This is a genomic window from Terriglobia bacterium (assembly GCA_020073205.1).
GTDB lineage: Bacteria > Acidobacteriota > Polarisedimenticolia > Polarisedimenticolales > JAIQFR01 > JAIQFR01.
On the sequence record JAIQFR010000115.1, the window covers coordinates 1 to 13,325 of the forward strand.

The 13,325-nt window shown below is 71.0% G+C and carries 11 protein-coding genes and 1 pseudogene; 2 read left to right on the forward strand and 10 right to left on the reverse strand.

The window, feature by feature from the left end; genetic code table 11:
• Positions 1 to 196 precede the first annotated feature (196 nt).
• The 8 genes and pseudogenes from LAO51_17410 to der form a co-directional block, all read right to left on the reverse strand.
• Positions 197 to 997, reverse strand: coding sequence for a segregation/condensation protein A (locus LAO51_17410; GenBank protein ID MBZ5640520.1), 801 nt, complete (start codon positions 995 to 997; stop codon positions 197 to 199).
• Entirely contained in the window at positions 997 to 1,992 is a 996-nt protein-coding gene (gene trpS, locus LAO51_17415) for a tryptophan--tRNA ligase (protein ID MBZ5640521.1), read from the reverse strand. The genes LAO51_17410 and trpS overlap by 1 nt, the downstream gene beginning before the upstream one ends.
• Before the next feature lie 112 nt (positions 1,993 to 2,104).
• Entirely contained in the window at positions 2,105 to 2,695 is a 591-nt protein-coding gene (locus LAO51_17420) for a hypothetical protein (protein ID MBZ5640522.1), read from the reverse strand.
• Between the two features lie 9 nt (positions 2,696 to 2,704).
• Positions 2,705 to 3,466, reverse strand: coding sequence for a cyclic nucleotide-binding domain-containing protein (locus LAO51_17425; GenBank protein MBZ5640523.1), 762 nt, complete (start codon positions 3,464 to 3,466; stop codon positions 2,705 to 2,707).
• A gap of 71 nt (positions 3,467 to 3,537) precedes the next feature.
• Positions 3,538 to 4,479: a HEAT repeat domain-containing protein gene (locus LAO51_17430; GenBank protein ID MBZ5640524.1), complete on the reverse strand. Its 942-nt coding sequence runs from the start codon at positions 4,477 to 4,479 to the stop codon at positions 3,538 to 3,540.
• Between the two features lie 1,207 nt (positions 4,480 to 5,686).
• Positions 5,687 to 6,250 (reverse strand): annotated as a pseudogene (locus LAO51_17435) (GTPase domain-containing protein).
• Between the two features lie 135 nt (positions 6,251 to 6,385).
• Positions 6,386 to 7,210 (reverse strand): YihY/virulence factor BrkB family protein, encoded by an 825-nt coding sequence (locus LAO51_17440; GenBank protein ID MBZ5640525.1) that lies wholly within the window; start codon positions 7,208 to 7,210, stop codon positions 6,386 to 6,388.
• Positions 7,207 to 8,565, reverse strand: coding sequence for a ribosome biogenesis GTPase Der (gene der / locus LAO51_17445; GenBank protein MBZ5640526.1), 1,359 nt, complete (start codon positions 8,563 to 8,565; stop codon positions 7,207 to 7,209). Before der ends, LAO51_17440 begins: the two co-directional genes overlap by 4 nt.
• A 165-nt stretch (positions 8,566 to 8,730) precedes the next feature.
• On the opposite strand from der, the gene LAO51_17450 reads away from it, so the two are divergent.
• Positions 8,731 to 9,009 (forward strand): integration host factor subunit beta, encoded by a 279-nt coding sequence (locus LAO51_17450; protein MBZ5640527.1) that lies wholly within the window; start codon positions 8,731 to 8,733, stop codon positions 9,007 to 9,009.
• On the opposite strand, the gene LAO51_17455 is transcribed toward LAO51_17450, so the two are convergent.
• The gene (locus LAO51_17455) at positions 8,998 to 9,966 is read right to left on the reverse strand and encodes a hypothetical protein (protein ID MBZ5640528.1); all 969 of its coding nucleotides are present in this window, start codon (positions 9,964 to 9,966) and stop codon (positions 8,998 to 9,000) included. The genes LAO51_17450 and LAO51_17455 overlap by 12 nt on opposite strands.
• A gap of 292 nt (positions 9,967 to 10,258) precedes the next feature.
• Here LAO51_17455 and LAO51_17460 point away from each other — a divergent pair, with 292 nt between their 5' ends.
• A complete protein-coding gene (locus LAO51_17460) occupies positions 10,259 to 11,137 on the forward strand; it encodes a site-2 protease family protein (protein MBZ5640529.1) in 879 nt (292 codons plus the stop codon).
• Here LAO51_17460 and LAO51_17465 read toward each other — a convergent pair.
• On the reverse strand, positions 11,112 to 13,325 hold a 2,214-nt coding region (locus LAO51_17465; GenBank protein MBZ5640530.1), incomplete at its 5' end, for a DNA internalization-related competence protein ComEC/Rec2. The two genes, LAO51_17460 and LAO51_17465, sit on opposite strands and share 26 nt — an antisense overlap.

Consider the following 13,325-nt stretch of genomic DNA (forward strand, 5'->3'; position numbering starts at 1 on the left):
GTGGCCGGGCCGCGGACGAAGCAGGCCGTGCTCGACGCGGCGCATCGCTCCGTGCAGATGGAGATCGCGCCGAAAAAGCCTGCTCGTTCGGCCGCCGCGCGGTGGGTCGGCGCGGGCGCGGCCGTGGCGATCGCCTTGGGGACCCTCGTCGCGCTGCGCCACCGCCGACGACGGTGACGAGCGTCGACGTTGTCGCCTATCCTCGTCTCGATGCCTCTCCGCCTTCGCCCAAGAAGCCGGGCTCGCGGGAGGCGATCCAGATCTCGTCCAGCAGGCGGCGCTGGAACGCGACGATCATCTGCAGCCGAACCATCTCGAGGACCGCGAGGAAGGTCGCGATCCGGTGGATCCTGTCCGGGATCTCCTCGAACAGGGTCATGAGGTTCACCGACCCCGCGCCCTCGAGGAGATCGGCGAGCCATCCGATCTTGTCGGCGACGGAGACGTCGTCCCTCGCGAGACGGAGCCTGGCCTCGTCGTCCAGTCGCCCGAGCAGCTTGCGGAAGGCGGAGATGAGGTCGTACAGGTCCGCGACGACCAGCTCCTCGCCGGCGAATTGCGGCGGGACGGAGCCCTCGCGGGTCCAGATCAAGCTCCTGATGCTGTCGATCGCCTGCAGGTTCTCCGCCGCCTGCTTGAATCGGCGGTAGTCGATCAGCTGCTGCGTCAGCTCGGCGCGTGGATCCTCTCTCTCCTCTCCCTCGGCCATCGGATCCGCGGGCAGGAGCATCCTGGACTTGATGTGCATGAGGGTCGCCGCCATCACCACGTACTCGCCCGCGACCTCGAGGTTCAGCTCCCTCAGAAGGTCGAGGTAGGCGTTGTACTGCGCGGTGATCTCCACGATGGGGATGTCCGCGATGTCCACCTCGTTGATCCGTACGAGGTGCAGCAGGAGATCGAGCGGCCCCTCGAAGCCGCCGACCTTCACGCGGACGGAGTCGTCGCTCGACGAGACGTCTCGCGCCCCGGGTGCCCCGTCGCGCGCCTCGCCCATCAGCCGATGCCGACGGCCGAGCGCGCCTCGGCCAGGGTCGCCGCGGCCGCGGCCCGGGCCCGTTCCGCGCCGTTCCGGAGCGCGGCGTCCACGGCCCCGGGATCGGCCGCGAGCCGGGCACGATGCTCCGCGATCGGCGCGAGGCGCGCGGTCAGCGTCTCCTTCAGGACCCGCTTGCAGTCCCGGCACCCGATGCCGGCGGTGCGGCATCCCTGGTCCGCCCAGATCACCTGGTCCTTCGAGGAGAACTCCTTGTGGTGGTCGAACACCGGGCAGATCTCGGGGTTGCCGGGGATGTGGCGGTGGGTGCGCTGCGGATCGGTGAGCATCGAGTCGATCTTCACCGCGATCGCATCCGCCGTGTCGGAGAGGAAGATCGCGTTCCCGTAGGACTTCGACATCTTCCTTCCGTCGGTCCCCGGAAGTCGCGGGGTCGGCGTCAGGATCGCCTGCGGCTCCGGAAACAACGTGCCGTAGAGGTGGTTGAAGCGCCGGGCGATCTCCCGGCAGAGCTCCAGGTGAGGGACCTGGTCCTCCCCCACCGGGACGAAGCTGGCCTTGTACGCGAGGATGTCCGCGGCCTGGAGGAGCGGGTAGCCGAGGAAGCCGTAGGTGTTGAGATCGCGGTCCTTGAGCTGCTCCTGCTGCTCCTTGTAGGTCGGGACCCGCTCGAGCCACGGCAGCGGGACGATCATCGACAGGAGGAGGTGCAGCTCGGCGTGCTCCTTGATCTCCGACTGCACGAACACCGCGCTTCGCTCCGGGTCGATCCCCGCCGCGAGCCAATCCAGCGCGACCTCGCGCACGTACCCCCGGATCGCTCCAGGCGACGCGTAGTCGGTGGTCAGCGCGTGCCAGTCCACGATGGCGAAGTAGCACTCGTGGGACGACTGCAGCGAGACCCAGTTCTCGAGCGCACCGACCAAGTGGCCGACGTGAAGCGGACCCGTCGGCCTCATGCCGGAGAGGATTCGCGCGCGCGACCGTTGGCTCATGGCGTTTCCCGGGAGCGTCGGCCGGGGGCGGCGCCGGACCGGCGCCCGCGCCCGGCGCGGCGGGCGGCGAAATCTAACATGCCGCGCGCGGCGGGTCAACGCGGAAGCGGGCTCAGGGCGCCGTTCGGGCCGCCTCGATCGCGCGCTCGAGCCTCGAGGCCGAGCCCCGGCAGATCGCCGCGCGCGTCCGTCGGGCGAGGTTCAGGATCGCGTCGGAGCGCACCCCTTCCCGCGCGTCGTCCCCCGGGGTCCGGGGCCGGCGCTCCCCGCTGACTCGGAACTCGCTGGCCTTCACCACCGCGCCGCCGGGAATCGCGGCAAGCTTCAGCTCGGTGTGGAACGAGAGGTGCGCCACGTGCGCGAGGGCGGCCTCCACCTCGTCCCTCGGCTGCGCGCGCTCCGCGAGGCTCTGTTCGTAGCGGACGTCCTCGCGGACGTCGGACAGCGTCACCAGGAGGATCAGGTCGCCGTCCGCCGGGCCCTCGTCCGGGGCGAGGCGTACGCCGCGGAAACACCCTCTCGCGCTCAAGTCGGTGACGAGCGCGCGAGCCGCGTCCTCGCCGAGGCTCGCCGAGCCCCCGTCCGAGCCCGCGGCGACCCGCACGGCGAGATCGAACGGGAGGCGTTCGCTCCCGAATCCGGAGGATGGGCGCGCGGCGAGGATCGCGGCGGCGAAGAGGAGGCGGACCGTCGGCCGGCGCATCGGCGTCCCTCAGCCGCGGAACAGCAGCTTGACCATGCCGAGGCCAAGCCGGTCGCCGTCCGCCAGCGGGTGCGGCCTTCCCGTCACGAGCTTGGTGCCGTTGACGAACGTGCCGTTCAGCGCACCCACCTCCTCCGTGACGACCCAGCCGTCGCCGGTCTTCAAGATCCGAGCGTGTCGGCGGGAGACGCTGCGTTTCAGGTCGACCTGCGTGAGGTCCACATCCGGCCGGAGGTCCGTGACCGGGTCGTAGCGGCCGACGAGGGTCTCCGTTCCCTCGAGGGGGAATGCCGCCGCCTCCCCCTCCGCCTCGAGCCGCGGCCCCTTCCCCTCCGCCCTCGCGAGGTCGGGCTGCGGGACGGGAGACGGCCTCGGGGCGGCCACCGGCCTCCCGCCCGTGCTCTGGAGGCTCTCGATCCGCCGCTCCGCCTCGCGCAACCGGATCGAGAGCTTCCGCAGCATGCGGATCGCAATCTCGATGTTGCCCTTGATCATCTTGTCGAAGGTCATGCTGTTGATCTCGATCAGCTCCGAGTCCTCCATCGCCTCCGCGGAGACGGTTCGCGGGAGCCCTTCGAGGATCGACATCTCGCCGAAGAAATCCCCCTTCTCCATGGTCCCGTGCACACGCTTGTGTCCGTCCACCATCCGGAAGAGGCGGACCTTTCCCGCCTGCACGATGAACATGGTGGTCGCCAGGTCGCCTTCGGTGAAGATCCGCTCCGCTGCACCGTACCGGACCATGAAATTCTGGAAGGGGTGAGTCGCCATCGAGCCTTCTCCGCGGTCCCGCGGGCCGCCCCGCTCGTCACGCGCCATCATAGGAAGGGCTCCGCGCGGAGTCAACGCGGGCCCGAGGGCTCGGGGGATTTCACCCCCTCGCGCGTCGCGGGGGCGCGACCCTCGGGACGCGGCGCCGCACGTCGCTCGTACAGGGACTTCTCGGCCTCGTAGCGCACCGATTGCTCCGGGTCGGAATGCGCGATCTCCTCGAGAACCTCCTCGGGGCCGTTTCCCGCGATCCCCCCGACGGCGGCGGTGGCGGCGACGCGGACCACGGCCTTCGGGTCGCGGCGAGCGAGGCCGTAGAGCGCGGTCAGGGTGCCGTCGTCGGCCGGGATCTCGTCCTCCGTGTGGTGTTCCACGATCTGGCCGACCAGTCGAGCGGTCATCACGCGAAGGTCGGGGCGCGGATGGTCGAGGAGCGGGCGGAGCACCGGGAGCAGCGTCAGGTCCCCGCGGCGGAACTTGAGGAACAGGTCGAGGGATGTCTCGAGGAAGAGCGGGTTGGTCTCCTCGAGCATCTCCCGGAAGGACTTCCACGCCGCGATCTCGTCCTTCCGGTCCTGCACCTGGACGAAACGGGCGATGGCATCCAGCACGGCGGCGGACCCCTCGGCGGGGAGCTCTCTCGCGCCGTCGATCCCGCGAACCAGGCCGAAGACCGGCAGATCGTCGGCCACCCGGCTCCCGTCCCGGCGGAGCAGGACGAGGTAACGCCGATCCGTCTCGAGTCGGAGCGCGCGCCGTCCGTCCTCGCGGTCCCGATTCGCCCGCTTGACGTCGATCATCACCCGGGATCCCTCAGGCAGCCCGCCGCGGAGCACGTTGGCGAGACGCGTCTCCATGAACTTCCCGGCGTCGTGCTGCGGCTCCGCGACGGCGACCACGGGCGCGAGCGCGATCCACTCGTAGAGGTCGGGCGGGGCCGAGGACGCGGACGTGGCCGCGAGGACGATCCCCGCCGCGCCGAAGAAGACCCTCGTGCCCGACGTCGCTCTCATACGCTCCCGGTCGTGCCCCCCGACACCGGGCACCCTTCGATTCTCCACGGGAACGGGGAGAAACGCGAGGGGAGGTTCAGTCGAGGGACTCGAGCCGCAGCCGGACCGAGAGCTTGAACCGGCGCACGGCCGCACCCTCGACGATCTCCACGGGCACCACGATCTCCCGGGCCTCTCCCCGAGCGAGACGTGCGACCTCGAGTTCAGGATCCTGGAAGAGGTCCTCGCTTGCGGCGACCTCCTCGAGGACCACGGTCTCCGCCTCGGGCTCCGCGGGAACCGCGTCGGCGACGCGCACCGGGATCGGCGTCGGCTCCGGCGGAGGCTCGCAGAGCTCCGGGAACGCCTCGAGCTCTTCGAGGACATCCGCCGTGGGACCGGTCGCGGCAGGCTCGTGGAACGGCTCGACCTCGTCATCGACCGCCTCCGCCGGGGCGGCCTCGATCGGTTCCAGCACGATCTCCGCGGCGTCGAGCGGCTCCGGGGCGAGCGGGATCGGCTCGAGCTCCAGGACGTCCTCGACGGCCTCGGTCTCTTCGGGCTGCCAGGCGGGATCGAAACCCAGGTCCACTTCGAACTGTGGCTCTCGAGGGGCGGACGCCCTCGCGGCGTGCGCCGGCGCGACCTCCTCGACCGGGGCCTCCTTCGGGGGTTCGTCCTCCACGATCTCGATGGGAATCTCCTCGGCGGGGGCGGGGGCCGCGACCCTCTCGTGCCGCTGCGGAGCCCAGTCGATGTCGTCCGCGGGGAGCGGGGCCTCGCCGAACTCCCCCACCTCGTCCACCAGATCCTCGATCTCCTCCGCGTCGAAGGAGAGACCGCTCGCCTCTTCGACGCGACCTTGTCCCCCGAGGCCGCGGAAATCGGGTGGCGGAGGAGCGGTCGAGCGCGGGGCCTCCGGGCCGGCGGTCTCCCTCACCCTCGACGTCGGAACCGCGGCGGCGCGGGACAGCGGCGTGTCGAAGCTGGAGATCGGGAGGGGCTGCATCTCCTGGGCGACGGGCCAGGTGGCGTCGAGCTTCACTCGCTGAGGGGCCGCCGGGCGCTCGGGTGCCGCGACGGGGGGCCGGAGCGCGGCGGCCGCCGGCGGCCGCACGGTCTCCGAGGAGCGCGGGAGCGGAGCGGCCGCGGGCGGCTTCGCGCGCTCCGGGACCGCGACGCTCGTGCGCGGATCCGTCTTCGTCTCGTATTTCCGCGTCAGGTGCAGAAGGACCAGTTTGACCACCGCCTTGAGCGTGTCCTGCACCCCGATGCCCGTGGTGGCCACGGACTCGTAGAACGGCGCATTGTAGCGGTTGATCGACGAGTTCAGGTCCTCGATGCTCGCCAGCCTCGGGAGGTCCCGCTTGTTGAACTGGATGACGTGGGGCATCTCTTGGAGCCGCATGCCGTGGCCGCGGAGGTTTTCCTCGAGGTTGCGGAACGACTCGACGTTCGCTCCCACCATCGGCTCCTGGGAGTCCGCGACGAACACGATCCCGTCCGCTCCCTTGAGCACCAGCTTGCGCGTCTCGTTGTAGAAGACCTGCCCGGGCACGGTGTACAGCTGAACCCGCGTCTTCATTCCCCGGATGTCGCCGAGATCGATCGGGAGGAAATCGAAGAACAGCGTCCGGTCGGTCTTCGTCGCGAGCGATAGCATCCGGCCCTTCACGCCGTCGGGCAGGTTGGCGTGGATGTACTGCAGGTTCGTGGTCTTCCCGCAGAGTCCCGGGCCGTAGTAGACGATCTTCGCCGTCAGCTCTCGCGTGGAGTAGTTGAAAAGCACCATCTCGAGCTTCCCCCTCCGCGATTCGCGGACCTCGGGCTCGCGGGCCCGAGCCGTCCTGAACATATATCCCGCCCCGGAGAGGGTCAAGGAACCGGGGGGCGGGCTTTCCGCGGCTCGCGTGAGCCGACTTCGCCGTCAGCGGTTGCCGTTGAGGAGAGCGGCGAGCTCGGCGCCGTAGAGACAGATCGCGGCGGCCGTGTAGACCCAGAGGAGGATCGCGACGATCCCCGCGAGCGTGCCCGTGAGAAGGCCGAACGTGGGAGAGTGCACCAGCACCGACCCGAAGATGCGGCGGGCGATGTCCCACAGGATGAGCGCGACGAGAGCCGCGCTCAGGGCGCTCCTCCACCTTATCCTCCCGCGAGGGAGCAGCTTGTAGAACGTGGCGAACGTGGCGAAGGCCGCGACGAGCAGCGCGACGTAGGAGAACCAGGCGGCGCGCGGTCCGAGGACCGGCGGGAGCTTGAGCCGCGTGCGGTACCGGTCGAGCCAGGCGGCGGCGTGGTTGGCGGCGAGCGTTCCGAACAGGAGCACCGTCACCCCCGAGGCGCCGGCGAACGCCTTGAGCTTCGACAGCCAGTACTTCCGTCGCGGCAGGGTGCCGAAGGCCACGTTCACCGCCCCCTCGAGCGTGGTCAGCGCGGTGGTGGCCACCCAGACGAGCGCCGGGATCGCCACCACGGCCATCCCCTCCCCCGACGGCAGGCTGCGGCCTAGCCGCTCGATCGTCGGCGCCAGCTCCGGGGGGACGAACGCGGAGACTCTCGTGAGCGCGATCCCGGTCGGATCGTGGCCCGGGAGCATCCACCGGATCAGGAGCGCGACGAGGTAGAGGAACGGAGCCAGGGAAAGGAGGGAGTAGTACGCCACGGCGGCCGCGTGATCGAGGCAGCCGTCCTTCAGGAAATGGCGGACGGCCTTGAGGAGAAGGGCGGCCCACGAAGGCCTCGACGGGTTCACTCGTGCTTCCCCTCGCGGCGGCTTCGGAACCGGAGGTGGATCGGCGCGGAGCCGAATCCGAAGCGCTCGCGAAGGCTCCCCTCGAGATGGCGCCGGAGCGAGAAGTGAACGTACCGGGCGTCGTTGCAGAACAGCAGGAATCGGGGCGGGTGGACCCCGGTCTGCGCGGCGTAGAACAGGCGGACGCTCCGCCCGCGCGCCGGGGCCGCACGCTCGGCGGTCGCGATCTCGCGGAGCCAGCGGTTGAGCGCGGGAGTCGGGACGCGCACCCCCCCTTGCCGGTGGACCGCGTTGACGAGCGAGAGGAGTCGCGGCACTCGCTGGCCCGAAAGCGCGCTCACGAACGCGACGGGGACTCCCGCGACGAATCGCAGGCGCACGCGGAGGTCCGCCTCCCAAGCTTTCGCCGCTTCCTCGCGGCGCTCCACTCGGTCCCACTTGTTCACCGCGACGACCAGCGGCTTCCACGACTCCCGCGCGTACCCGGCGATGTGAGCGTCCTGCGCGACGAAGCCGTCCCCCGCGTCGAGCACCAGGACCACGACGTCCGCGCGCTCGATGCTCTTTCGCGCGTGGATCTCGGAGAGCGAGTCGGCGACCGCGCGCGCCTTGCCGCGGCGCCTCAGACCCGCGGTGTCGATCAGGAGAAAGCGCCCGCCCTCGCCCTCGAGCAGGGTGTCCACCGAGTCGCGGGTCGTCCCGGGCATCTCGCTCACCAGAGCGCGCTCCTTGCCGAGAAGGCGGTTCACGATCGACGACTTCCCGACGTTCGGCCGGCCGACGATGGCGATCCGGACGGGCGGGGTCGCGGCCTCCTCCTCGCCACTCCCCTCCTCCGCGCCCAGGGTCGCACCGGCGTCGAGCAGGGCCCGCTCCACGGCGGCAAGGAGGTCGTCGATCCCGAGTCCATGCTCGGCCGACACGGACACGGGGTCTCCGAGACCCAACTCGTGGAGCTCGCCGAGGAGCGGCTCGAGGCCTGGAGCGTCGATCTTGTTCGCCACGAGGATCACCGGGAGCGAGGTGCGGCGGAGCATCGCCACCACCTCGCGGTCCGCGGCGGTCGGCCCGGCGCGCGCGTCCACCACGAACAGCACCGCGGTCGCTTCGGCGAGGGCCCGGCCCGCCTGCCGCTCGATGTCCCGCGCGAGGTGCGCATTCCCGGCCGGGTTCATCCCGCCGGTGTCCACGAGGCGAAAGGGCACGGCCGCCGTCGGGACTTCGCCGTACAGCCGGTCCCGGGTCACGCCCGGCTCGTCGGTGACGATCGCGCGTCGCCGTCCGACGAGTCGGTTGAACAGCGTGCTCTTGCCGACGTTGGGAACGCCGACGATCGCGACGAGGGGCGGTGGCATGTCGAGTCCCTGGCCTCCCGGCGAACCGTAGCATGCAGGGGCTCGACGGGACAAGGGGGCTCGCCGCTAAATCGCTTCGCAACGAGGACTTAGCGCAAGCGCCCCTTGACACTCCTCCCCGTGATTCGTACAGTAGCGCTACCCTCGCGGGTGGAGGTCCCTCGGATGATCAAGGCGGACATCATCAACAAGGTCGCCGAGCAGGCCGAGATCACGAAAGTCAAGGCCGTGGAAGCCGTCGAGGCGGTCTTCGAGGCGATGAAGAACGCGATGATGCAGGGGGAGCGGATCGAACTCCGGGGGTTCGGAGTGTTCCAGGTGAAACCCCGCAAGAAGGGGATCGGCCGCAATCCCAGGACCGGGAGGGAAGTCCGCATCCCGCCCGGCAAGACGATCCGCTTCAAGCCCGGCAAGAACCTCCGCTCGCTCAGTTCAGAGGGTTGATCCTCCCTCTCGCTTCAGGTCGATTCTGACCTCCGCCGGCTGATCGTCTCCGGCGACGTTCGCGGTCTCCGTTCGGCTAAGGTACCCGGGACGGACCACCTCAATGCGGTGCTCCCCCGCCGCGACGGGGATCGCTCCGTGAAGCCGCGCCAGCTCGTCGCCGCGCCCGAGGAATTCCCCGTCGAGATAGACGGCAGCGTCGGGAGGCGACACGAGGACCTTCAGGAAGCCCCGGTGGACCCCGGTCTCCGCGCCTCCTCTCGTGGAGCCCGGCGCCGGCGGCGCTTCCTCCGGGGGCATCGCGGAGGCGCGTGGAGGCGCGGGGGACGCGATCGAGTAGGATCGAGGATCCCGTCCATCCCCTTCCCGCAGGGCATAGGCGATCCGGTAGTGCCTGCCCGGCTTCGCGTCGACGCCCACCTCGAGGGTCATGCAGCCCTTGGCCTCGAACTCGAGCACGTGGTGCCCCGGATCCAGCTCCAGCGCGTCCCACGTCCCGTTGAAGTCGCGGGCCTCTCCGATCGGCTCGCCGTCGAGAACGACCTGAGCCTTTTTCGGCCGGACCGAGGTCTCGACGATCGCGGGACCGATTTCGATTTCGTCGCCGTAACCCGGGTAGCCTCCCGCGTACCACCCCGGCCGGCCGTATCCCCAACCGTCGCCCCAGTATCCCGGCCAACCCCACCACAGGCCCAGGGACCACCACGGGCCGTAGTACCAGTCCCAGGAGTACGGGCGGTATCCGAAGCCGCCATGGCCGTACCCGTACGTCGCCCGGCCCTGCGCACGGGTCGCGACCCGGCCGGACCCTCGCCCCGCCGCCCTCCCCGAGGACGTGGAGCCTTGCGAGTGGGGACGCGAGCGGGCGGCGCTTCCGGCTTCCGACGGAAGGGCCGAGGCGGCCAGCGCGATGGCGAGTGCCACCGCCCCTGAGGCTCTGAGGACTTGGCGTTTCATCTCGAATCCTCCCGGGGCATCCGTGGCGCAACCCCACGAGAGCGGCCTGCAACCTTCGTACCGCGCCCACCGTGGCGGTAAAGGCGCGACAAACGGCCTCCCGGCCGTCCTCCGACGGTTACGCCCCGTCGCCGGCAGCGGACACCCCTCCTGTTATACTGCCGATCCGCCCGTGACGGCGCAGCGACCCGATCGATCGGAACCCCGCGTGGAACACGAGCCCTCGTCCGTCCCGCCGCTCCCTTCTCCGCCGGAGGGTCCGATCCCCCCGACTCCATGGAGCGTTCCTGAGGTGCCTCCCCGGCGCGAGCGGACCCTGCTCCACCTCTCGCTATTCGCGGCGACCGGCGCGACCCTCCTGCTCGCGGGCGCGATGTGGGAGGGAGCGTTCGACCGCCTCTCCTCGATTTGGATGATCCCCCGATTCGTGATGGGCCATCCCACGGTGCTCGTCTCGGGGGTACCGTACGCGATCTCCATCCTGGCCATCCTGGCGAGCCACGAGATGGGGCACTACCTGGCGTGCCGTTGGTACGGAATCCCGGCGACCCTTCCCTTCTTCATCCCGGGCATCGGCTTCGGCACCTTCGGTGCCGTCATCCGGATTCGGGGGGTGATTCCCGACCGCAAGGCGCTGTTCGACGTGGCCGCGGCCGGACCGCTGGCGGGATTCTCGGTCGCCCTGCCCATCCTGATTTGGGGATTGCTCCGCGCCACGCCCGTATCCGGGGGAATCCCTCCGGGTGCCGCCGCCTTCGGCTCCCCGCTGCTGTCGCTCGCCATCGGACATTTCCTCTTCGGAGGCGCGGACCTCAGCATCGACTCGATCTACATCGCCGGGTGGTTCGGCATGCTCATCACCTCGATGAATCTCTTCCCGGTCGGCCAGCTCGACGGCGGCCATGCGGTGTACGCTCTCTCGCGGCGGTGGCACCGGCTCTTGGCACGCGGGACGCTCGTCACGTTGATCGCGCTGGTGGCGGTTCAGACGATCCTGTACAGGACTCTCTCCGCGTACACGCTGTGGTGCGTGGTGCTGCTGCTCATGCGCGATCGCCACCCGAGGCTCGAGGACGAGATCACGCCCCTCGGCCCGGGCCGACGGCTGGGATTGGCGTTGCTCCTGCTGATCTTCCTCATCTGCTTCATTCCGGTCCCGCTCTCCCTGTGATCTCGACCTCGAAGCCGTGATCGGATCCGCGGAGACGCACCTGACCGTCGCGATCGGTGCGGTAGACCGGAATCCGGCGCGCGCGGAGTCGCGCGAGGACTCCGGGGTCCGGATGGCCGAACCTGTTGGCCATCCCGACGGAGATCACCGCGACGCGCGGAGCGACCGCGGCGAGGAGAGCGGAGCGGGAGCCGCGACTCCCGCCGTGGTGCCCGACGATCAGCGCCTCGGCCGTCGGCTCGGGCACTGCGGCGAGGAGCGCCTCCTCCTCGGGGGACTCGAGGTCCGCGGGGATCAGGACGCGCGCGGGTTCGGTTCCCGCCCTGAGGACGAGGCAGCGCTCGTTCGGCGCTCGAGCGGGGCTCTCCCGCGGCGGATGCAGCACCTCGATCGAGAGACCCGCGCGCACCCGTCGCATCCCGCGCCCGGCGTCGACGATCGCGACGCCTCGCGCCACCGCGGCCGCCATGAGGCGGCGCATGGGCTCGCCGCGCGGCGACCCCGGGGCCATCCACATCTCGCCCACGTCGAATTCGCGGAGGATCGCCTCGGCTCCCCCGGCGTGATCGTCGTGCTCGTGGCTCACGACGAGAACCTCGATCCGTCGGCAGCCGAGGCGGGCGAGGACCGGCGCGACGACCCGCTCGCCGGCGTCGAAGCGTCCTCCGGAGGTGCCGCCCGCGTCGACCAGCACGAATCCGCCCGACGGGCCCTGCAGAAGCACCGACTGCCCCTGCCCGACGTCGATCACGGTGACTTCCGCCACCGGACGCGGCCCGGGGGGAGGCGGACCGGTGTGGATCACGACGAGAGCCAGGGAGAGGCCCAGGGCCGCGCACCGCCTCGCGCGGGCCTCCCGGGCGCCGCTCCCCGCCCCGCCGCGGATCACGACGGCGAGGAGAGCACCGTACGCCGCTGCGATCGCGAGAGGCGGCGGCGGCACGCGGAAGGCCGCCCCAGGGGCCGACGACGCGACCGAGGCGACGGCCAGGGTCGCGTCGACCGAGGCTTTCGCGAGCCCCGCGACGACCGCCCCCGCAACGGGGATCCCGACGAAGAGCATCGCCATCGTGCCGGAGACGAGCACGGCGCCGCAGAGGGCCGCCGCCGCGACGTTGGACAGGAGAGCCGCGGGCGAAAGGCGCCCGAAATGCCAGGCCGTCAACGGCGCCGTGACGAGATAAGCCGCGGACGACACGCCGAGCGGGAGCGCGAGGGGCCGCGGCAGCGGGAAAGCGGCAGCGGCCCGGACGGAGAGGGACAGGATTCCCGCCGTCGCAGCGAACGTCAGCTCGAAGCTCGGGTCCCAGAGGTACGAAGGGTGCATCGCGGCGAGCGCCAGGGCGGCCAGGGCCAGGGCGTTCGACGGGTCGCTCTCGCGCCCCACTGCGCGCCCCGCGAGGGCGAGCAGCGCGGTCAGCACCGAGCGCAACACGGGCGGCTGAGCTCCGACGAACGCTGCGAGGGCGATCAGCGATCCCGCGGCGGCCACGAGAGCGCCCCACCGGCCCAGTCGGACCCTCCTCAGGCCCGCCAGGAGCAGCGCCACCGCCAGGCCGACGTGCAGCCCGCTGATGGAGATCAGGTGAACGAGCCCCGAATCGCGGAGGAGCAGCCACTCGTCCCGCCCGAGCATGCCCTGGTCGCCCAGGAGCATGGCACCGACCAGCGCCGTCGCGACGCCGTCGCCTCCGAGGGCCCGCCGGAGGCGGGAGCGCGCGAGCACCTTGAGCTCGTCCAGAGCCCGCGCGGGTGTCGGCGCGCCCGACTCCACCTGCCGGACCAGCCGGGCGCTCTTCACCGAGCCGACCGCGTCGATTCCGCGCGCGAGGAGCGCCAGGCGCAGGTCGGCCTCGCCGGGATTCCCGGGCCGCCTCGGCCTCCGCAGCCGGCACCAGACGCTGACGCGGTCGCCCCGCCGCAGCGCGTCGAGTCCGCCGGCCCGGGGTGGATCGGGCTCCGGCACGGACAGGAGCACCGTGCACGCCCCTCCTACGGGTCGCCGGAGGTGGGGCGTCCCCTCGATCCGGAGGCGGCGCTCCCCCCAGCACGGTTCTGGGGCGGCGAGGACGCGCCCGTCGAACTGCGTTTCGAGGGGCGAGCCGTCCGCCGGGAGCCATCCGTCGACCCGCCGCTCCGAGCTCTCGTTCTCGCGCTGAGCGAGCAGGAAACCCGAGCACGCGAAGAG